Source organism: Noviherbaspirillum phoenicis, from assembly GCF_047237965.1.
Taxonomy (GTDB): domain Bacteria; phylum Pseudomonadota; class Gammaproteobacteria; order Burkholderiales; family Burkholderiaceae_D; genus Noviherbaspirillum_A.
Window position 1 is genome coordinate 288991 of sequence record NZ_JBDFLX010000005.1, and the last position, 21366, is coordinate 310356.

Here is a 21366-nt window from a genome sequence, read left to right on the forward strand (position 1 = left end):
TGGCGGCATGATCAGCCGCGTGGAATCTCCAGCACATCATACGGTTCGAGCCGGCTGATGGCATCGAAGGGATCGGGCTCGCGCCAGGCAAAGAGCTGGCACACCATGCGCTCGGGCGTGATGTCGACGATGGAAAAGCCATTCTTCTCCATCGGCTTCACATTGCGTTCCAGCGTCAGCGCGCCGGGCGCGCCGGGGCCGAGGCCGCGCGGACCGCTGGGCCAGCCTGCCATGCCGGTGCCGAGCGGGCCGTTGAGGATGATGTGCAGCGGATTGGCGCGCAGGTCGATGTCGCCGCTTCTGGTCATGCGATCCCAGCCGGTCGCATGCAGGTCGCCGGACATCATCACCGCGGGCCGCTTCTGCTGCGCCATCGCCTCGACGATGCGCTGGTGCTGGCCGAACCAGCCCGACTGCCACATGTACTTCTGGCGCGCAGTGGACAGCCGCATGTTGGTGCCGCGCACGCTGCCGAAGCGCTGCGACAGCACCGCAGGCGGCGCCGCCATGATCTCGTCCGACACCACCACATCCGGATACCATTCGCGCCACTTGCCGGCCGACCAGCCGAAGGGCGTGGAAGGCATGTGGATCATGTGCCGCGCATCCGAGCCGCGCGTGCGGTCCAGCAGCCATTTCTCGGCTTCGGGCGGCACCAGGCCGGCATGCCTGTCCTTCAGCGACAGATAGCGGCCGCAATCGTACATCAGCATTTCCAGCAGCTTGCCGTAGCGCAGGGTGCCGAAGCACTCGGACGCGCCGGTGGCGCGGTCGGCCGCATTGCTGCCCGGCAGGATCAGCGAGCGGCTGCGCTCGGGCAGGAATTCGGGGAAGTACATGTTCTGCACGGTGCGCGCCAGCGTCAGGTCGAAATTGTCGGGCGGGAAGGTGATGAAGTTTTCCTCGGCCTCGTCGTTCTCGAAGTAGTCATGGTCGTCCATCAGGAAGAACACCGGCGTCGAGCGCAGCCGGGTGCCATACAGATGGGCAATCTGCGGGTCCACCATCTTCTTCAAGAGCGGCTCGTTGGCCGTGCCCAGCACCGCCTGTGTGGTGTCGAACATGCCGACCTGGTTGTAGTAGTCGGTGGCGGCCTTGCGTATCGTCGGGCTGGCGCTTTCCAGCCAGGTGCGCTGGTCCTGGTAGACATGGTCGCCATTGGCGATCACGACATCCGGCCGGTAGGACAGGCCGCGCTCCAGCAGCGCATGGCGGATGGCCAGCGAGCGGAACGCTTCCATGCCGCCCGGACCCTTGGCATCCGGATTGCCGCCGGCGCAGGTATAGACCAGGAGCCGCACCCGTTGCGGCGCGGCGTCCGGCAGCGGGAATGTCTTGAGCGGCCAGGTGGCGCACAGCGCCCGGCCGTTGGCGCCCAGTATCTGCAGGGTGTACACCGTATCGCTCTTCAGGCCGGCGGCGTCAAAGCGCCAGAACTTGCCCGCGGTATCGGTGCGCTGGCCGACTACGCTCTTGCCATTGACCGACAGCCGCGGCGCTTCCGTCAGCGGCGAAAGGAATGACGCCTTGATCAGGAAGCGCTCATGGCTGGCGGCGGGCAGCAGGTGGGCAAGTTCGCCTGCCTGCCAGTCGTCGCTGGCCAGCAGGTCGGACGCCGGCAGCGCGATGCCGGCGGCAAGCAAGGCGCCGGTCTGCAGGAACTGGCGGCGGGAAAGGCGGTTGGGCATGGTGTCTCCATCGTGTGATCGAATGCATGGGTCCGGCGGCATCTGCGCGCCCTGGATAACGGACCCTTATGGCAGCTGCAAGCCGCAGGCTGGTGCCGCGCGGCTTGCAGCTGCCAACTATCGGGCCGCCAACCCATAAAGTAAAATAACCGTCACGCTTCAATCCATAACTTCCCGGAATGCCATGCTGGGCGATGACCTCCAATACTTCCTGGCGCTGGCCCATGCCGGCACCTTTACCGGCACCGCCGAGCACCTGGGCATATCGCAGCCCGCACTGAGCAAGGCCATGCAGCGGCTGGAGCGCAAGGTGGGCGCCAGGCTGGTGACGCGCACCGCGCGCGGCATCGAGCTGACCGAGGCCGGCAAGGCGTTCCATGCCCGCCTGCAGGCAGCCAGCCGCGACATGGACGACGCCGTGCAGGAAGCGCGCAATCTCGGCGGCAACGATGCCGGCCTGCTGCGCATGGGCATCACGCCCGCCACCACGGACTTCACGCTGCAAGCGCTGCTGCCGGCGCTGACCGTGGAACGGCCAGCGGCCAGCGTAGCCTTCACCACCGCCTTCAGCAACGCCATGATGGAAAAGGTCGGCCGGCGCGATGTCGAACTGGCGGTCTGCCCGGTGCCTGAACGCCTGGATGCGGCGCTGGAATGCGAGACGTTGTATGAAGACCCGTGCAGCCTGATGATGCAGCGCAGCCATCCGCTGGCGCAACAGCAGACGATCAGCCTGGAAGACATCACCCGCTATCCCTGGGCTGCGACGGGCCAGCATGAATTCACCCGGCTGCAGGTGCGCAGCGCCTTCAGCCGGCGCGGCCTGGCGCTGCCGCGCATCGTGGTCGAGGCCGACACGCTCAATGCGCTGATACTGGTAGTGGCGCGCACCGGGCTGATAAGCATGATCAATACCCGCAATGTGCAGGCCGGGGGCCTGCCCGGCAACGTGGTGGTGCGGCCGCTTGCGTTGATGGGCATGGACCGGCGCATCGGCATCCTGCGCCGGGGCGGCTATCTGTCTCCCATTGCGCAGCGCGCGGTGGAGCTGCTGCGCACCGCTGCCGCCGCAAAAGAAAATGCCGCGCCATCGGATGGCGCGGCATGAGGGTTTGAAGGCCTGAAGACTTAATCCAGCGTGATCTTCTGGTCGCGGATCAGCTTGTGCCAGCGCACCGTCTCGCTCTTGAGCAGGTCGGCATATTGCTGCGGGCTGTTTGCCACCGGCTCCACGCCGAAGTCGATCAGGCGCTGCTTCACGGCCGGCTGATTGACCGCTGTCACCAGCTGGCGGTTCAGCGTGCTCAGCACATCGGCCGGCAGGCCGGCGGGCGCGACCACGCCCACCAGCGCGGCGGCTTCGATGTTCTTGTAGCCCAGTTCGGCAAAGGTCGGCACGTCGGGCAGCTGCGGCAGGCGGGTGGCATTGGCCACGGCCAGCGGCCGGATCTTGCCGGCCTTGATGAAGCCGCCGCCGGCCGCCAGGTCCACCATCATCGCGGGGATCTGGTTGCCCGCAAGGTCCGACAGCGCCGGCGCGGCGCCACGGTAGGCCACGTGCTGCATGTCCACGCCTGCCGACACCTTCAGCAGCTCCATGGCCAGATGGTGCGGGCTGCCGGCGCCGGCGGAGCCATAGTTGATGCTGCCGGGACGGGCCTTGGCACGGGCGATGAAGTCCTTTGCATCCTTGGCTTCGGAGCCGGGGCCGACCACCAGGATCATCGGGAAGCGGCCGATCAGGGTGACCGGCGTCAGGTCCTTCTCCGGGTTATAGCTGAGCTTGGAATACAGGGCCGAGTTGAACACCATGGTGCCGTTGTCGGCATTGAGGATGGTGTAGCCGTCGGCCGGCGCGCGCGCCGTCTCGGATGCCGCGATCGCGGTATTGGCGCCGGCCTTGTTCTCGATGATGACCGGCTGCTTGACCTGCTCGGACAGCGCCTGGCCCACCGTGCGCGCCAGGAAGTCGGAGCCGCCGCCCGGCGGATACGGCACCAGCCAGCGGATCGGCTTGGAAGGATAGGATTGCGCATGCGCGGCAGCGCCGGACATCAGGACGGGCAATGCAATGAGGCAGCTTGCCAGGATTTTTTTCAAGGTGTGCTCCTGTCTGGGATGGTTGACTGACGTGATCGAGGTTTTTAATTTTTGCGTAATGCTACTACGCCTTGCGTAAAATAGCGAAGCCGTCGCCGCATGGCGCCTCTCCGCACTCCTCTTACCTTTCCGAAAGACCAGCCAAGTGACCAAGAAGCCGCCGCAGCAATCCGAAGAGCGCCGCCGCCGGGTGCAATCCGCCGAAGTCGGCATGGGCATACTGAAGGCCCTGTGCCGCCTGGGCGGCGCAGCAAGCCTCACAGCCGTAGCTGCCGAGGTGGAGGAAAGCACGGCCAAGGTGCATCGCTACATGGCTAGCCTGATACAGGAAGGCATGGTGGCGCAGAACCCGGCCACTCAGCATTACTACCTCGGGCAGCAGGCCATTGCGATCGGCCTGGCCGCGTTGCGGCAATGCGATCCGATCCGCCTCGGTGAACCGGCATTGGTGCGGCTGCGCGAGCAACTGCAGGTCACCTGCTTCCTGGCCGTGATGGGCAACCAGGGACCGACCATCCTGCGCTTCGAGGAGCCCGGCCTGCCCGTTACCATCAATGTGCGCGCCGGTTCAGTGATGCCCTTGCTCTGGTCAGCCACCGGGCAGGTCTTCCTGAGTTATCTCGACGACGCTGCCGTCATGGACCAGGTGGAACGGGAACTGGCCGCGGCCGGCAAGGCGCAGCGCGCGCTGCTTACCGGAAGAAATCCGGTCGAGGCAATGCGCCGCCGGGTGAGAAGCCAGGGCTGCGCAACCATCAGCGGCACCCTGCTGCCCGGCATCAGCGCGGTGGCCGCGCCCGTCTTCGACCACACCGGGCATCTCTGCGCGGTGCTGACTGCACTGGGTGCGTCCGGCGGATTCGACATCACGCCCGATGGCGGCATCGTCGCCGAAGTGATGCGCGAAGCGGCCATCATCAGCGCCACCATGGGCTACACCGGCGCCGGGGAAGTCGCCGCAAACGCGTAGCGCGTTCCGCTCTTTGTTACGCAAAGCGTAGTATGATTACGCAAAACGGTCCGGCACGGCAGTGAAGTTCAAAGCGCCGCCGGACCGCCAGCCCCAGCGCCGGCAAGCACGCCAGGCCGGGTTCCAGCCATGCATCATGCGGAGCGACTCATGCACACCCCTTCCTCCCCTGCCGGCGCGGCCGGCTGCCCGATCGACCATCAGGCGCTGGCCGCCAGCTCGCCGACCGGCTGTCCCGTCAGCCAGCGGGCCGCGCAATTCGACCCCTTCGACGATGCCTACCAGCAGGACCCGCCCGATTACCTGCGCTGGTCGCGCGAGCAGGAGCCGGTGTTCTATAGCCCGAAGCTGGGCTATTGGGTGGTCAGCCGCTATGACGACATCAAGGCGGTGTTTCGCGACAACATCACCTTCAGCCCGTCGATCGCGCTGGAAAAGATCACGCCCACCGGCGACGAAGCCAATGCCGTGCTGGCGTCCTACAACTATGCAATGAACCGCACCCTGGTCAATGAGGACGAGCCGGCCCACATGGCGCGGCGCCGGGTGCTGATGGAGCCCTTCACACCCGAGGCGCTGAAGCACCATGAGCCGCTGGTGCGGCGGCTGGCGCGCGAGTATGTGGACCGCTTCATCGACGACGGCCGGGCCGACCTGGTCGACCAGATGCTGTGGGAAGTGCCGTTGACCATTGCGCTGCACTTCCTCGGCGTGCCCGAGGAAGACATGGACCTGTTGCGCAAGTATTCGATCGCGCACACGGTCAATACCTGGGGCCGCCCCAGGCCGGAGGAACAGGTGGCGGTGGCCCATGCGGTGGGCAACTTCTGGCAGCTGGCCGGCCAGATCCTGGAAAAGATGCGGCGCGACCCGTCCGGCCCCGGCTGGATGAAATACGGCATCCGCATGCAGGCCGACTATCCCGACGTGGTCACCGATTCCTACCTGCATTCGATGATGATGGCCGGCATCGTGGCCGCCCATGAAACCACGGCGAACGCCACCGCCAACGCGGTCAAGCTGCTGCTGCAGCATCCGGGCGCATGGCACGAGCTGTGCCAGGACCCGAGCCTGATCCCGAACGCGGTCGAGGAATGCCTGCGCCACAACGGCTCGGTGGCCGCATGGCGCCGCCTTGCCACGAAGGCGGCGCGGGTCGGCGATGTCGACATTCCGGCCGGCGCCAAGCTGCTGATCGTGATGTCGTCGGCCAACCATGACGAGCGCCATTTCACCGACGCCGACCTGGTCGACATCCGCCGCGACAATGCCAGCGACCACCTGACCTTTGGCTATGGCGCGCACCAGTGCATGGGCAAGAACCTGGCGCGCATGGAACTGCAGATCTTCCTCGAGGAGCTGACCAGGCGCCTGCCGCACATGCGCCTGGCCGAGCAGCGCTTCTCCTATGTGCCCAACACGTCCTTCCGCGGACCGGAGCATCTGTGGGTGGAATGGGACCCGCAGGCCAATCCGGAGCGGCACGATGCGGCGCTGCTGCAGGCCACCTCGCCGGTGCGCATCGGCGAGACGTCGCACCATGTGCTGGGCCGCACCGTCCGCGTGGAAAGCGTGACCATGGTCGCGCAGGACATTGCCAGGCTTCGCCTGGTGGCGCCGGACGGCCGGGCCATGCCGCGCTGGACGCCGGGCTCGCATATCGACATCGAATGCGGCGGGCCGGAACTGTCGCGCCAGTATTCGCTGTGCGGAGATCCGGCCGATGGCAACGCGCTGGAAATCGCGGTGCTGCGCGACCCGGAAAGCCGCGGCGGCTCAAGCTGGGTACATGCGAACGTACGCCCGGGCGATCTGTTGAAAATCCGTGGTCCGCGCAACCATTTCCGCTTCGATGAAAGCGCCGGCAAGGCGATCTTCATCGCCGGCGGCATCGGCATCACGCCCATCCTTGCGATGGCCCGCCGCGCCAGGGAGCTGGGCATGGACTATGCGCTGCACTACGCCGGCAGGTCGCGTGCCACCATGGCCTTCGTTGATGAGCTGGCCGCGCTGCATGGCGAGCGCCTGCATTTCTACTGCAAGGATGAGGGCACCCGGCTCGACCTGCCGGCGCTGCTGGGCACGCCACAGCCGGGCACTCAGGTCTACGCCTGCGGCCCGGTGCGCATGCTCGACGCGCTGCAGCAGGCCTGCGCCGGCTGGCCGGAGGATGCATTGCGCATCGAGCATTTCCACGCCGGCAAGACGGCGCTGGACCCATCGAAGGAACACGCCTTCGAGGTGGAGTTGAAGGATTCGGGCCTGACCCTGAGCGTGGCGCCCGACCAGACCCTGCTGACGGCGCTGCGCGCGGCCAACATCGACGTGCAGAGCGACTGCTGCGAAGGCCTGTGCGGCTCCTGCGAGGTACGGGTGCTGTCTGGCGCGGTCGACCACCGGGACGTGGTGCTGACCCGCGCCGAGCGCGAGGCCAACAACAAGATGATGGCCTGCTGCAGCCGGGCAGTGGGCGGGAAGATTGTGCTGGAGTTGTAATGACGTCGGGGAAAGCCAGGCGCCGCATTTGGCGCCGGCTCCCCACGTTCAAATGCCATCGCTGCCCCCGGCATGTCGAGACACCTGCTCGCATTTAACGTCCGCGCCAATGCACTGAAAACAGCGTCGCTTCGCTTTCCTCAGCCAGACGCCGTCCAGGCCCGAACTCCTCTTTCCCGTGCACGGCATGCTCTTGATGGGCTGACGCAGCAGGATTAGCCGGTTGATCAATGAAACACAGGAGGATGCGGAAAGGGTGACGTCGGGAGCGGCCAGCAAGGTCGCCTCGTGTTGACTGACGCACGCGGCAACATCGCGGCGACCAACAGCATTCAGTTCAGGGAAACCCTGTTTGCCTTCCAGCTTGGATGCAACAAGCATCTCAATCAATTGGCTGCACCCCCAGGGACGGCGCCTGGTGGCGCACGGGAAGCAGCAGCCGCCGAAGCGACAAAGGACGCAGGACATCGCTGCCTCGCAATGCCGGTTCAGGCACAGGCTATTCTTGAACTTAACAAAACCCATGTGTCGTTGAGGCTTCATATGCCGTCATCGGCAATGCCCTTGTTATCGAGGACCGAGGCGATAGGAGCCGAATGAATGAATGGCAAGCGAACCGACGTACCTGCTGCATTTGCCGAGGTACAGGCATTGTTCGCGGAGACCAAAAAGCTGCTTGAAAGGCTCATGGAGGCCGACAAGACCTGGTGCAGCACTTTTTCTGAATGAATTTCAAAGACTGCTGGGCGGGATAAGTCGCTCGCTTGCAAAGATCGATTCGAAGATGTCTGACGCGTGAGGGCACGTAAAGACATCACAGGCTCATACGCCCGGCTTTATGTACTGGTTAACGACACGGTGGGCGTGCTTGGGGCGGTGTGTCGGACACGGGTCCAATGACGCTTACGCTGACATGATGCCATCCGAAGTACGACGCCCAATACCAGCGCGTCTCGCCAGGACAATTTGCTTTCGCGACAGGGAACCTGGTTTCGTTTCAGGGTTAATTAAATCAGGAAGCGATACTGCGCAGTAACAGACACTGTCATTTAAAGATGCGCGACAGGACAGTCAGTCGTGTCAATTAAGGCAGCCGGCGGTGCCAGATTTTTATAAACCCGAAAGTGCGCCGGCTTGATGCAGCGGATCGCCGCCAAACGATTACCAGAAAGGTTAAAGAGAGCCATGGATACCACCCTTACTACCCAATACCATCGCGTTGAACCCGATGCAACCGTCAATCTCCCTAAGACCGCACCCCAGCGGGTTAAAAGTTCCTCAGGTTCACAGCCAGCAGTGAAAACCCTCCCAAGTTCCAACTCTTTTTTTCTGCAGGCAGATGCGCCATCCAAAGACGTCGGCTTCAACGCTGCGAAAAGGCACTTTGTCGGTTTTATTCGTTACGTCAGCAATTGCTTTGCCTTAGATTCCGGCAGCAAAGGCGTTCATGATGACCTCTTCACATACGCAAAAGACAAAGAGAAGATTGCCCAGTGGAAAAAAGAATTGGCGACCAACGTCAATATCAACAGTGCCGACAGCAACGGCAAAACTGCCATCATGCACGCAGCTGAAAACGGTAACCTGCAAGCGATTCATACACTCATCGCTGCCGGCTCCGGCTTGAACATGCCGGACAAGGACGGCAATACTGCGCTGTCGTTGGCTGCAAAAAACGGCCACGCCGAGGTGATGCGAAGCCTCCTTCAATGGGGAGCCAAGATTGAAATAACGGATAGCAAGGCGCTGATCCTTGCCGCTGAAAATGGCAAGAAGGAAGCGGTCGAGGAACTGCTTCGGGAAAACATCTACACTGATCCGAAGGGCAAGCACCGCTTGGATGCGCTTGAGTATGCATGCAAAAACAACCAGGCAGGCGCCATCGATGCTCTTTTTTCAAAAACTATCTGTGAAAATTTATCAGTAAAAGATGCTTGTACCGTTCTGAATATTGCAATCAAACACAACTCCGAAAAAGTCGTCGAAAAGCTGCTTTCAAATGGGATAGGCATAGACAGAAAGAATGAAAATGGCACTACTGCCTTGATGTATGCGATCGAAGGGGGGCATGACAAAATTGCTCGGCTGCTCATTGAAAAAGGGGCGCAGGTCGGGGTATATAATAATCAAGAATTCTCCACCCTAATGCTCGCTGTAAAAAAGGGGTCTTTAGAGCTTGTCAATAAGCTTATCGAAAAAGGCGCAAATGTGACCTTTACCAACAGAAATGGCGAAAATCCGCTCACGTTAGCTGTCCAAAATGGTCATATTGACATCATCGATACGCTTACTAAGAAATTAAAAGTCGGCCAATTCATTGATAAATTTGGCAGCAATGCTCTCTTGGCGGCTGTCGACAAAGGAAATTGCAATCTCGTTCAACTACTTATTGAAAAAGGAGTAAACGTCAATTCAATCAATAAGCACGGCGACACGGCCATCGCACACGCTGCGAAAAAGGGGAATTATGAAATGGTCAGCCTCCTTATTGAAAAAGAAGCATTGGTTGATTTCCCGAACAGCAAATGTGAAACCGCTCTGCATCTTGCTTGCGAGCATGGCAACTCGAAAATCGTCGATCTGCTCCTCGAGAATAAAGCAGACGTTAATAAGACAAATATTCGCAACCAAAATGCCCTTAACATTGCAATACGTAATGAGAAAGACAAAATTGCCGCACGGCTTCTCACAGAAAAGCAAGACCTCAACTTAGTCGATAATAATGGATGGACTCCATTGATGCTGGCCGCAAAAAATGGCTTCCTTAAACTGACCGAAGATCTGATCAAATCTGGTGCAGATGTCAACAAAAAAAATCGGACTGGTTTTACGGCCCTCAAGGTGGCGACTGAGTTCAACGAGCTTACTATTATTAAACTACTTGTCGAAAGCAAAGCCGAGGTAAATACAGATCCAAGAGACGCGAAAGAGGCATCACCTCTCGTATGGGCTGTTCATAGAGAGGATGTGGTGATGATTAAGTTACTCATTAATCAAGGCAAGGCAAACAAGGCTACAATCGAGCGGGCACTGAATTATTCCAAGAAACATTGCAGTGAAAAAATAGATAACCTGCTTGCCAGTTATTTGCGGTCAGCGCAAGTCGGGTTAGCCTGATACTCGGCAGCTGACATCCCCACAGCAGCCAGCGTCGCCTAGGTAGGTGGACCGGAACCCAAGTTAACCCAATAACCGGCAGTTCCGATCCCTAAAAAACAGGCAACCACCTATCACAGCAACTTTATCGCTGCGGCAAGTCGTTTGCTTACCGCAGCATTGCTGAATTGCCTGTCTTGCCGGTTGCTACAACAAGAGCGGGTAGGTTAAGTATCAGCCCGGGTTTCGCTGCGAGACTGTGAACGTATTCTCGCAAGCTGCCAAAGCTTGGCATCGCAGCGCAAGCGGTAATCCATTTTGCCTTTGAACGCCCTATGGAGTGCCGCTTTCGTAGCCAAGACAGGGAGGTATTTTTGCCTTCTTGAGCATGGCAAAACCGAATATTTTCACAGCCTCCACGCTTCACCCAGGCTACGTTTCTTCCATGTGCCCACGCTGTAACCCAGCAGCACATTACAACCATCAATCCAGCGTGATGTGCGCCTTCTTGATCACATCACCCCAGTAATCCAGTTCCTTCTTCACCAGGCTGCCCAGCGCTTCCGGCGGCATATAACGCGCTTCCACTCCCTGCGTGGCGGCGCGGGTCCTGGTCTCCGGCTGGTCCAGCGCCAGCTTGATGTCCTGGGTCAGCTTGGCAATCACGGGCTGCGGCGTGGCGGCCGGCGCGAACAGCGCTACCCAGGCTTCCAGCTCGAAGCCTGGCACGCCGGCCTCGGCGGTGGTGGGCACATTTGGCAGGTTCGGGTGGCGCGACTTGCCGGCCACTGCCAGGGCCTTCAACTTGCCCGACTGGATATGCTGGATCACCGAAGGCGGCGTGGTGATGAACATCTGTACCTGGCCTGCCAGCACATCCTGGATCGCCTGTCCCGAGCCCTTGTAGGGCACATGGATGATGGATGTGCCGGTCTGCTGCTTGAACAGCTCGGTGCCCAGATGCGACAGCGAGCCATTGCCCTGCGATGCGTAGTTGACCTTGCCCGGATTCTTCTTCAGGTAGTCCACCAGTTCCTTCAGGGTGTTGACCGGCAGCGACGGATGCACGGTGATCACATTGGTTGCCACCGCCACCAGCGCCACCGGCGCAAAGTCCTTGGGCGCCCAGGGCAGGTCCTTCATCAGCCAGGGATTGCCGGTGTGGTAGGCGGAATAGGAAGCCAGCAGCGTGTAGCCATCAGGCTTGGCGCGGCCCACCGCCTGGTAGGCGATGTTGCCGCTGCCGCCCGGACGGTTGTCGATGACCACGGATTGCTTGATCACCTTCGCCAGCGGATCGCCGACCAGGCGGGCGGAGGTGTCAACCAGGCCGCCGGGCGGATTAGGCACTACGATGGTGATGGACTTGCTCGGGAAATCCTGCGCGTAGGCGGATGCGACGGATGCGGCCAGCAGTGCGGCGCAGGCGAGTTTGCGTAACATGGTTTGTCTCCAACATTCTGAGGTCACAGGGAAGTGCGGGCACCGCTGCCCCGGTCTTTGCAGATCACGGCGTCATCCGGCGGGGAGTGGCTGGCGGATCATATATTCGTTCTGCCATGCCGGCGCATACCCGGCCTTCGTGATTGGCGAAAGCCGGCTTAGCGAAATACGACTTTGGACGGGCCGTGACGCACTGCACACTCCATGCCATTCTTTCAGCATCAGGAATGGACATGGACAAGCAGATTCTTTCCGGCATCAGGGTACTGGAGCTGGGCCAGCTGATCGCCGGCCCCTTCGCCGCCAAGACGCTGGCCGACTTTGGCGCGGAGATCATCAAGGTGGAAACGCCGGGCGACGGCGACCCGCTGCGCAAATGGCGCATGCTGCACAACGGCACCTCGGTCTGGTGGCAGGCGCAGTCGCGCAACAAGCAGTCGGTCTGCATCGACCTGCGCCAGCAGGAAGGCCAGGCGCTGGTACGCCGCCTGGCGGAGTCCGCCGACATCCTGATCGAGAACTTCCGCCCCGGCACCATGGAGAAATGGGGCATGGGCTGGGAAGAGTTGCATGCGCTGAACCCGAAGCTGATCATGCTGCGCATCTCGGGCTACGGCCAGGATGGCCCCAAGCGCGACGAGCCGGGCTTTGCCGCCGTTGCCGAGGCCATGGGCGGCATCCGCTACATCACCGGCGAGCCGGGCCGGGTGCCGGTGCGCGCCGGCGTGTCGCTGGGCGATACCGTCGCCGGACTGCATGGTGCGCTGGGCGTGCTGCTGGCGCTGTACCAGCGCGATGCCCGCGGCGGCGTTGGCCAGATGATCGATGTGGCGCTGTATGAATCCATCTTCAACCTGAGCGAGAGCCTGCTGCCGGAATACTCGGCCTTCGGCGCCATCCGCAAGCCGGCCGGCGGCGCCCTGCCCGGCATCGCTCCCTCGAATGCCTACCGCTGCGCCGATGGCGAATACGTTCTGATCGCCGGCAATGGCGACTCCATCTTCAAGCGCCTGATGGCCCTGATCGGCCGCCAGGACCTGGCCGACGATCCGGCGCTGGCACGCAACGACGGCCGCGCCGCGCGCGTGGAGGAGATTGACGGCGCCATCGAGGCCTGGACCAGCACGCTGGGCCTTGATGCGGCGCTCGACAAGCTGACCGCGGCATCGGTGCCGTCCGGCCGCATCTATTCCGCGAAAGACATCGCCGAGGACCCGCACTACCGCGCGCGCCGCGTGATCGAGAAGGTGCGTTCCGCCGATGGCCTGGAAGTGGACGTGCCGGGCATCATCCCCAAGCTGTCGGGCAATCCCGGCGCGATCCATGCGCGCGGCCCGACCTTGGGCGAGCACACCGACGCCGTACTCAACCAGGCCGGCCTTACCGCCGAAGACATCACTGCATTGAAAGCGAAGGGAATCGTGTCATGAGCGAGCGTATCGAGATCAACGAGGTATCGCCGCGCGACGGCCTGCAGATGGAAAAGGCCTTCGTGCCCACCGAGAACAAGATCGCCTATGTCGATGCGCTGTCGGCCTGCGGCTTTGCGCGCATCGAAGTCACGTCTTACACCTCGCCCAAGGCGATCCCGACGCTGGCCGATGCCGACGCGGTGATGGCCGGCATCCGCCGCGTGCCCGGCGTGCGCTATACCGCGCTGGTGCCCAACCTGCGCGGCATGGAGCGCGCGGTGGAAGGCCGGCCGGATGAGATCAACCTGGTGATGTCGGTCAGCGAGACCCACAACCGCGCCAACCTGCGCATGACGCGCGAGCAGTCGCTGGCCGGCCTGCAGGACGTGCTGCGCGAAGCCGGCAAGCTCGGCCTGCCGTGCAATGTATCGCTGTCCACCGCCTTCGGCTGCCCTTTCGAAGGCGAGATCGCGCAGGCCGAAGTGCTGCGCCTGGCGCAGGCGCTGGCTGATTCCGGTGCGGCCGGCATTACCGCCTGCGACACCACCGGCATGGCCCATCCGGAGCAGGTGCGCCAACTCAGCACCGTGTTGCAACGGCAATTGCAGATTCCGGTGACCATCCACCTGCACAACACCCGGGGCATGGGCCTTGCCAATGCGCTGGCGGCTTACGGCGCGGGCATCCGCCGTTTCGACGCCGCATCCGGCGGCCTGGGCGGCTGCCCTTACGCACCCGGCGCCAGCGGCAATGTCAGTACCGAAGAACTGGTCCATATGTTTGACTCCATGGGCTGTGAAACCGGCGTCGATGTCGACAAGCTGCTGGAAGTGGTGGGCACGCTGTCCGGCCTGGTAGGCCGCCCGGTGACGAGCCAGCTGGCGCAGGCCGGCACCCGGCTGCGCCGCTATGCGCCACCCGCCTGGCTGGCAGAGAAATTCCCGCACGCCTGACACCGGCCGACCGAGACGGAGGAGACATGGACAAAACGCTTTACGACAAATTGTGGAAACGGCATGAGGTGCATGTCGAGGAAGACGGCACCACCCTGCTCTACATCGACCGCCACCTGCTCAATGAAGTGATGAGCCCGCAGGCCTTCGAAGGCCTGCGCCTGGCGGGCCGCAAGGTGTGGAACATCCGTTCCAACCTGGCCGTGGCCGACCACAACATCCCGACCACGGACCGCTCGGTGGCCATCGCCGACCCGGTGTCGAAGCTGCAGGTCGAGACGCTGACCAAAAATTGCGGCGAGTTCGGCGTCACCGAGATCGGCATGCGCGACGCGCGCCAGGGCATCGTGCACGTGATCGGCCCCGAGCAGGGCGTCACGCTGCCGGGCCTGACTGTGGTCTGCGGCGACAGCCATACCAGTACCCACGGCGCCTTCGCCTGCCTGGCCTTCGGCATCGGCACCTCGGAAGTGGAGCATGTGCTGGCCACCCAGTGCCTGCTGGGCAAGAAGTCGAAGAACATGCTGGTACGCTTCGACGGCACGCTGCCGGCCGGCGTCACCGCCAAGGACATGGCGCTGACCCTGATCGGCCAGATCGGCACCGCCGGCGCGACTGGCTATGCGATCGAATACGCGGGCGATGCGGTGGAAGCATTGTCGATGGAAGGCCGCATGACGCTGTGCAACCTGACGGTGGAAGGCGGCGCCCGCTGCGGCATGGTGGCTGTCGACGACAAGACCATCGCCTACCTGCGCGGCAAGCCCGGCGCGCCGCAGGGCGCGGCATGGGATGCGGCAGTTGCCTACTGGCGCACATTGAAAAGCGATGACGCCGCCGCATTCGACCGCGAGGTGGTCATCGACGTCAGCCGCATCAGCCCCGCGGTGACCTGGGGCACCTCGCCCGAGATGGTGACCACGGTCGACGGCTGCGTGCCCGACCCGGCGCAGGAAGCCGACCCGGTCAAACGCGAGGGCATGGCGCGGGCGCTGGCCTACATGGGACTGTCGCCATCGACGCCCATCACCGACATTCATCTGGACGTGGTGTTCATCGGCTCCTGCACCAACTCCCGCATCGAGGACATGCGCGCCGCGGCGCAGATCGTGCGCGGCCGCAAGGTGGCGCCAAATGTGCAGCAGGCGCTGGTAGTGCCCGGCTCCGGCATGGTCAAGCGCCAGGCCGAGGAAGAAGGCCTGGACCGCATCTTCATCGATGCCGGTTTCGAATGGCGTGAACCCGGCTGCTCGATGTGCCTGGGCATGAATGCCGACCAGCTGCAGCCCGGCCAGCGCTGCGCGTCGACCTCGAACCGCAACTTCGAGGGCCGGCAGGGGGCCGGCGGCCGGACCCACCTGGTCAGCCCGCAGATGGCGGCCGCCGCCGCGGTCATGGGGCATTTCGTGGATGTGAGGGAGTGGCAGTAATGGAAAAATTCATCGCCCATGAAGGCCTGGCGGCGCCGCTGGACCGGGCCAATGTCGACACCGACGCGATCATTCCGAAACAGTTCCTGAAGTCGATACGGCGCAGCGGCTTCGGCCCCAACCTGTTCGACGCCTGGCGCTATCTCGACATCGGCGAGCCCGACCAGGACAACAGCGCCCGGCCCGTGAATCCGGACTTCGTGCTGAACGAGCCACGCTACCAGGGCGCTTCCATCCTTCTGGCGCGCGAGAACTTCGGTTGCGGCTCGTCGCGCGAGCATGCGCCGTGGGCGCTGGCGGACTACGGCTTTCGCGTGGTCATCGCGCCCTCCTTCGCGGAAATCTTCTTCAACAACTGCTTCAAGAACGGCCTGTTGCCCATCGTGCTGCCGGAGCGGGAAGTCGATGCGCTGTTCCAGGCGGTGACGGCCACGCCCGGCTTTCGGATGGCGGTGAGCCTGCAGGACCAGGTGATCCGTCTTGCCGATGGCACGACGATAAGCTTCGAGGTCGACCCGTTCCGCAAGTACCGCCTGATCAATGGCCTGGACGACATTGGCCTGACGCTGCAGCATGCGGACAAGGTGCGGACCTACGAGGCCGTCCGCAGGAAGCAGGAGCCCTGGGCGGTCTGAGCGTGTGTGCCGGCCGGGCCGGCATGCTGCAGCAGCGGTGTGCAGGCCACATGCCCATGTGGCAGAATGCGACCCGGCGCCTGCCACCCGACAGCGCCGCCGCTGCCCACGCAACCGGCAGCCAGTCGCCAGGAACCCGCCTTGAATCTCGCCCGCTTCGATCTCGTCAGCCTCCAGCTCTTCGTTGCCGTTGCCCGCAGCGGCAGCATTACCCGCGGCGCCAGCCAGTGCCATCTGGCGGTAGCGGCAGCCAGCAAGCGCATCTCGGATCTTGAAAAGCATCTTGGCGTATCGCTGCTCTACCGCCATGCCAATGGCGTGAGGCTGACCGAAGCCGGCCATGTCTGCTTCCAGCATGCGCTGGACGTGCTGGAAAGCGTGGAGCGCCTGTCGGGCGCGATGTCGGACTATGCGGCCGGCTTGCGCGGGCAGATCCGCATCTGGGCCAACACCTCGGCCATCACCCAGTTCCTACCGGGCGACCTGAGCGCCTTCATGCGCGCCCATCCCGGCATCCGCATCACGCTGGAAGAGCGCAACAGCATTGAAGTCGTGGCGGCGCTGCGCGAGAACCGCGCTGATATCGGCATCTTCGCCGAACGCACCCAGACCGAAGGCGTGGCGGTGTTTGAATACCGCCGCGACCAGCTTGTGCTGGTCACACCCAGGGACCATCCGCTTGCACAGCGCAAGAGCCTGTCGCTGGCCGATGCGCTCGACTATGACTTCGTCAGCCTGGCCGACGCCACCTCGCTGGCCGAGCGCCTGCATGCGGAAAGCAGCCGGCTGGAAAAGCCGCTGCGGCTGAGGATACACGTGCGCAGCTTCGACGCTGTCTGCGGCATGATCAGGACAGGCCTGGGCATCGGCGTGCTGCCGCAACTGGCCGCACAGCCGCATGTGAAATCGATGGGGCTGAAGATGATACGTTTGACGGATGCCTGGGCCCAGCGCACCCTGCTGCTGGGTCTGCGTGATATCGAGGCGCTGCCCTTGCCGGTGCGGCTGCTCGCGGGGAAGTTGAGTGGGGAAGCGGAACGGGCGCTGGGCGAGGGAAAATAGCATTCCGGTTCAAGGGATAGGCACTGCCGGCATGCAGGCAGCTGTTTGCCATTCCGGCATGGGCTTCAGCACGTACATCAGGTATACAGGCTATCGATCACAGCGTGCCGCCACGCTCTTCCCCTGCCCCGTAGGCTAGATGCCATCTTTTTTGCCTGGGATAGTTTTTGCCAGAGAGTGAATGTTCTCGGCCAATGAACCCGCTCCTCCGCCATGCGCATTCGACTGAACGCTGCGCGAAATCTGGATCAGGAAGAATTCATTCGGTTGCCGGAACGTTTAGTTGCTCCGGGGTTAAATAAATCACGATAACGCCGTGGCCATAGGCCCGGATGATTTGCGCACCGCCTATTCACGGATTTTTCGTTCAAAAACAACCCTGCAAGATGGCCAACGCTGTTAGCAAGTAAATAGCCGCCTCAATGAAGCCAGTCTTGCTCTCGTGGCGGCTATCAGACTGAGGTTAAGACATGGATGTTTCCAATCGACTGCCCGCAAAGATCTCGCCTGCAGGCGGAGAAAACGCTAACCAAGGCCATAGACCTTCTTGCGATCGGCAACCGCCAGCCTTATCTTACCGCCCATGGTTTTTTTCGTTGCTGCCCTTGGCTGATGTCAGGCGCACAGAAATCAGTTTGAACACCGCTCAAAGACGAGTTACCGGATTTATACGCTTCATCACAGGATGCCTAGTCTCCGACAAGGACGTAAAAACCGCTGTCGTTCCGAGCGAAGAGCTGCTGACGGCAGCGAAAGCAGGCACTGTTGAAGCGGTGAAGAAGCATATCAGTTCCTCTGCTGACATTCATCGTGTCGACCAACAAGGCATGAATGCCACTATGTATGCAGCCGAACGCGGTGATCTTGACATCATCAAAGCGCTCGTTGTGGCCGGCTCCAGAATCAATGCAGCCAACGAACAGGGCAAAACCGCGCTGATGATGGCTGTACTAAGCGGGCATGCCGACGTTGTTGAATACCTGATCAGGTGGGGAGCTGATGTCGCAAAGACAGACAGCAAGGGTTTGACCGCCCTCATGTTTGCAGCCGACAAGGGAAACGAAGAGTTAATAGAGCTACTTCTTGAGCACGGCGCTTCCATCAACCAGGCTGACGACAAGGACCGGACTGCCTTGACGTGGGCAGCGTGTAATGGACACCAGAAAATCGTCAAGCTACTGCTTCAAAAGCAGGCCTTCAAGACCGAAGCACTCAAAGACAGCACGAATGCCCTGATCGCGGCAGCTAAAAACGGACACGTTAGCGTAGTAAAACTGCTTCTTGATCACGGCGCCTTCGTGGACGCAGTGAGCAAGGACGGCTGGAATGCCCTGATGGTTGCAGCCAATAACGGACACGTTGGTGTCGTAAAACTGCTTCTTGCGGATGGTGCCTCCATGACGGCCGCTGCCAAAGAAGGTCCGACTGCCCTCTCGCTGGCAGCAAGAAACGGGCAGGTCGAGATAATGGAGCTACTTCTCAAACAAGGTGCATCCGCTAATGAACAAGATAAAAGCGGTTGGAATGTCCTGATGATGGCAGCCATGCACGGCCACATTGAGATAGTCAAGCAACTTCTTGCATATGGTGCTTCCACAGATCCGATTGCCATGGAAGGTCCGACTGCTTTAAAACTGGCAGCTAGTCACGGGCACAGCGATGTAGTGAAGCTACTTCTTGACCGCGGTGCTTCCATTGACGCAGTAGACAAGGATGGCTGGAATGCTCTGATGATTGCAGTGAGTAATGGGCACACTGATTTAGTGAAGCTACTTCTTGAAAGACGTGCTTCCGTGGGGAAAGTAAACAAAGCCGGCCACAATGTGTTAATGATGGCAGCCACGAGGGGAGACACCTATGCAGTCAAGCTATTCCTTGCAAAAGGTGCTTCCGTTAACGCGGTAGATCAGGATGGCTGGGATGCCTTGATGCGGGCGGCGTGCAACGGACACATTGACATCGCTAGCCTACTGCTTGAAAAGGGTGCTGACATTAATGCAGCGAACATAGATGGCGTGGATGCCTTGAAGTGGGCCGCTAGCAAAGGACACATCGACGTGGTTAGGCTGCTGCTTGAAAAAGGTGCTGACATTAATGCAGTGAACATAGATGGTGTGGATGCCTTGAAGTGGGCCGCTAGCAAAGGACACGTCGACGTGGTTAGACTGCTGCTTGAAAAGGGTGCTGACATTAATGCAGTGGACAAAAATGGCAAGGATGTCTTGAAGTGGGCCGCTAGCAAAGGACACATCGACGTGGTTAGGCTGCTGCTTGAAAAGGGTGCTGACATTAATGCAGTGGACAAAAATGGCAAGGATGCCTTGAAGTGGGCCGCTGGCAACGGGCACGTCGACGTGGTTGGGCTGCTTCTTGAAAAGGGTGCCTCCACCGGCGCAGAAGACAAGGATGGCTGGAATGCCTTGAAGCTGGCCGCTCGCCACGGACACGTCGACGTGGTTAGGGTGCTGCTTGAAAAGGGTGCTCCCATCGACGCGGAAGACAAGGATGGCTGGAATGCCTTGAAGCTGGCCGCTCGCCACGGACACGTCGACGTGGTTAGGCTACTGCTTGAAAAGGGTGCTTCCACCAACACAGTCAACGTTAAACGCGCGGCTGCTCTGACGTTAGCAGCATACGGGGGACACGCTGATGTGGTGGGGTTACTTCTCGCATACAAAACCGCCAAACTCAAAAAAAATGCTGCACAAAACCAGGATGGCAGAAGGAGCGCAGATATCGAAGAGATCGCTGCAATGCTGAACGCAGCAAACCAAGGCCACCGAGACATAGTCAGCACTTTCATTGAAAGTGGCGTGAACCAATGCGAGGTGTTGAGGTCGGTTCTTAACTGGAATGAGCCAGCGGTTACAAGCGTCATCATCCGCGCATGGCTTGACTCCGAGAAGAATAAGCTCGATAGCGTAGCGGCCATAAGAGATGTCCTCAATAGAGGAGATTGGCGTGCCCGCTATATAAATCTCAAAATAAAAAACGAACTCCTTGCGCTAGCGGCCGGTGGATTAAGCATTCAACGAAAAGATTTTCTTCTCCTCAGACGGGAATCCGAGGTGATTAGGAAAAACGAAACTTACCTGGCAACCCTCCATGTAGGTTGGCAATACCCACTAGCATCCCGGATCGGCGATGCTCTCCGGGCCGGCAAACACAGTTACGCGGACCAGCTCATCAATAGGCCAATAAGCTCCCCAGGCAATCCTCTCGGATTGGATCCGTCTGCACACGAAAACCACTCTCAGCTGAATCACATCATCACGGACAACCATGACTATCGCCACGCAATAAGCAGTCTTCTCGATCAGACACCTAAGGTTTGCTGGAAATGGGATATGGACCCCATGCTCAAAGCGGGATGGCGCAGCAAAATCACCGCTCTTGTACGTGATGCCAGTGACAAGGCAATGCAAGCATCCACGGAACTCCGCAAAGTTCTGGCAAACAGTAAGGGAGAATTTAGCTTGACCGATGAGGCCGGAAAACAGGTATCCGCCGATAACATCCGGCTCAAGGATATGCTTTTAGCCTGTGAGCTTGAGCGAAATGAGCCGCTGAATCAGATTGCTGAACCGCCAGTTTCCTCACTGGCGAACAGATACATGGCATGGGCACAGAACCAGCATCAACAGGCGAGCAAGGCGCAGGCGCAGGCAATCATTAGGTCCAGCAAGACTTACATGTCGCTGAAACTGAACATGCCTGCCCTTACCCGAGCCCGGACACTTGAAGAACAGGCAAAACGCGGTCACCTCAATTTACCAGCAGACCGGTGCGAACTCGACAAATTATTATTCGAGACAGAGCAAATGCTTTTTGACGCGCCAGGTATTGAATCCGAACTGACTCTTCACTGGTTCCGGTCAGAGATGGCACAGGTTTGCAAGGAGCTGGAGAGAATTCGGGACAAATTTAAAGAAATGGAATGCACCGTCTCATAGCCGTGGCGCAAAGACTTGTCCCGATCGCGTCTTCCCGTTCAAGGCACTTATTCGATTAAAGCTACGGATCATGGCGGTGTTCGACACAGCGTCGATGGGCTCCGCGCCACTGCCGAGTTTCCAGTTAC

The 21366-nt window shown here is 60.9% G+C and carries 15 protein-coding genes; 11 read left to right on the forward strand and 4 right to left on the reverse strand.

Annotation, left to right across the window (positions count from 1 at the left end; genetic code table 11):
• Nucleotides 1-11 precede the first annotated feature (11 nt).
• On the reverse strand, nt 12-1688 hold the full coding sequence (locus ABC383_RS26865; protein WP_413018910.1) for an alkaline phosphatase D family protein: 1677 nt from the start codon (nt 1686-1688) through the stop codon (nt 12-14).
• Nucleotides 1689-1872: 184 nt separating this feature from the next.
• Between ABC383_RS26865 and ABC383_RS26870 the strand changes: the two genes are divergently transcribed.
• On the forward strand, nt 1873-2796 hold the full coding sequence (locus ABC383_RS26870) for a LysR family transcriptional regulator (RefSeq protein WP_413018912.1): 924 nt from the start codon (nt 1873-1875) through the stop codon (nt 2794-2796).
• Between the two features lie 20 nt (nt 2797-2816).
• Here the strand turns inward: ABC383_RS26870 and ABC383_RS26875 are convergent, their stop codons facing one another.
• Nucleotides 2817-3743, reverse strand: coding sequence for a Bug family tripartite tricarboxylate transporter substrate binding protein (locus ABC383_RS26875; RefSeq protein WP_413019336.1), 927 nt, complete (start codon nt 3741-3743; stop codon nt 2817-2819).
• 190 nt (nt 3744-3933) lie between these two features.
• On the opposite strand from ABC383_RS26875, the gene ABC383_RS26880 reads away from it, so the two are divergent.
• Both ABC383_RS26880 and ABC383_RS26885 read left to right on the forward strand, forming a co-directional pair.
• A complete protein-coding gene (locus ABC383_RS26880; protein ID WP_413018914.1) occupies nt 3934-4758 on the forward strand; it encodes an IclR family transcriptional regulator in 825 nt (274 codons plus the stop codon).
• 150 nt (nt 4759-4908) lie between these two features.
• Nucleotides 4909-7254, forward strand: coding sequence for a cytochrome P450/oxidoreductase (locus tag ABC383_RS26885; protein ID WP_413018915.1), 2346 nt, complete (start codon nt 4909-4911; stop codon nt 7252-7254).
• Between the two features lie 48 nt (nt 7255-7302).
• Here ABC383_RS26885 and ABC383_RS26890 read toward each other — a convergent pair whose 3' ends face one another.
• Entirely contained in the window at nt 7303-7644 is a 342-nt protein-coding gene (locus ABC383_RS26890) for a hypothetical protein (RefSeq protein WP_413018917.1), read from the reverse strand.
• 210 nt (nt 7645-7854) lie between these two features.
• Between ABC383_RS26890 and ABC383_RS26895 the strand changes: the two genes are divergently transcribed.
• Both ABC383_RS26895 and ABC383_RS26900 read left to right on the forward strand, forming a co-directional pair.
• A complete protein-coding gene (locus tag ABC383_RS26895; RefSeq protein ID WP_413018919.1) occupies nt 7855-7983 on the forward strand; it encodes a hypothetical protein in 129 nt (42 codons plus the stop codon).
• Nucleotides 7984-8439: 456 nt separating this feature from the next.
• Nucleotides 8440-10371: an ankyrin repeat domain-containing protein gene (locus ABC383_RS26900; protein WP_413018920.1), complete on the forward strand. Its 1932-nt coding sequence runs from the start codon at nt 8440-8442 to the stop codon at nt 10369-10371.
• Nucleotides 10372-10833: 462 nt separating this feature from the next.
• Here ABC383_RS26900 and ABC383_RS26905 read toward each other — a convergent pair whose 3' ends face one another.
• Entirely contained in the window at nt 10834-11793 is a 960-nt protein-coding gene (locus tag ABC383_RS26905) for a Bug family tripartite tricarboxylate transporter substrate binding protein (protein WP_413018922.1), read from the reverse strand.
• Nucleotides 11794-12026: 233 nt separating this feature from the next.
• On the opposite strand from ABC383_RS26905, the gene ABC383_RS26910 reads away from it, so the two are divergent.
• The 6 genes from ABC383_RS26910 (at nt 12027) to ABC383_RS26935 (ending at nt 21238) form a co-directional block, all read left to right on the forward strand.
• Nucleotides 12027-13223 carry a CaiB/BaiF CoA transferase family protein gene (locus ABC383_RS26910; protein WP_413018924.1) on the forward strand — a complete coding sequence of 399 codons (1197 nt, stop codon included), beginning with the start codon at nt 12027-12029 and terminating at the stop codon, nt 13221-13223.
• Nucleotides 13220-14158, forward strand: a complete 939-nt coding sequence (locus tag ABC383_RS26915) for a hydroxymethylglutaryl-CoA lyase (RefSeq protein WP_413018925.1) — start codon at nt 13220-13222, stop codon at nt 14156-14158. Before ABC383_RS26910 ends, ABC383_RS26915 begins: the two co-directional genes overlap by 4 nt.
• A gap of 26 nt (nt 14159-14184) precedes the next feature.
• Nucleotides 14185-15588, forward strand: coding sequence for a 3-isopropylmalate dehydratase large subunit (gene leuC, locus ABC383_RS26920; protein WP_413018927.1), 1404 nt, complete (start codon nt 14185-14187; stop codon nt 15586-15588).
• Nucleotides 15588-16223 carry a 3-isopropylmalate dehydratase small subunit gene (leuD, locus tag ABC383_RS26925; protein ID WP_413018929.1) on the forward strand — a complete coding sequence of 212 codons (636 nt, stop codon included), beginning with the start codon at nt 15588-15590 and terminating at the stop codon, nt 16221-16223. The genes leuC and leuD overlap by 1 nt, the downstream gene beginning before the upstream one ends.
• Before the next feature lie 141 nt (nt 16224-16364).
• Entirely contained in the window at nt 16365-17285 is a 921-nt protein-coding gene (locus ABC383_RS26930; RefSeq protein WP_413018931.1) for a LysR family transcriptional regulator, read from the forward strand.
• A gap of 470 nt (nt 17286-17755) precedes the next feature.
• Nucleotides 17756-21238 carry an ankyrin repeat domain-containing protein gene (locus tag ABC383_RS26935; protein ID WP_413018933.1) on the forward strand — a complete coding sequence of 1161 codons (3483 nt, stop codon included), beginning with the start codon at nt 17756-17758 and terminating at the stop codon, nt 21236-21238.
• Nucleotides 21239-21366 lie beyond the last annotated feature (128 nt).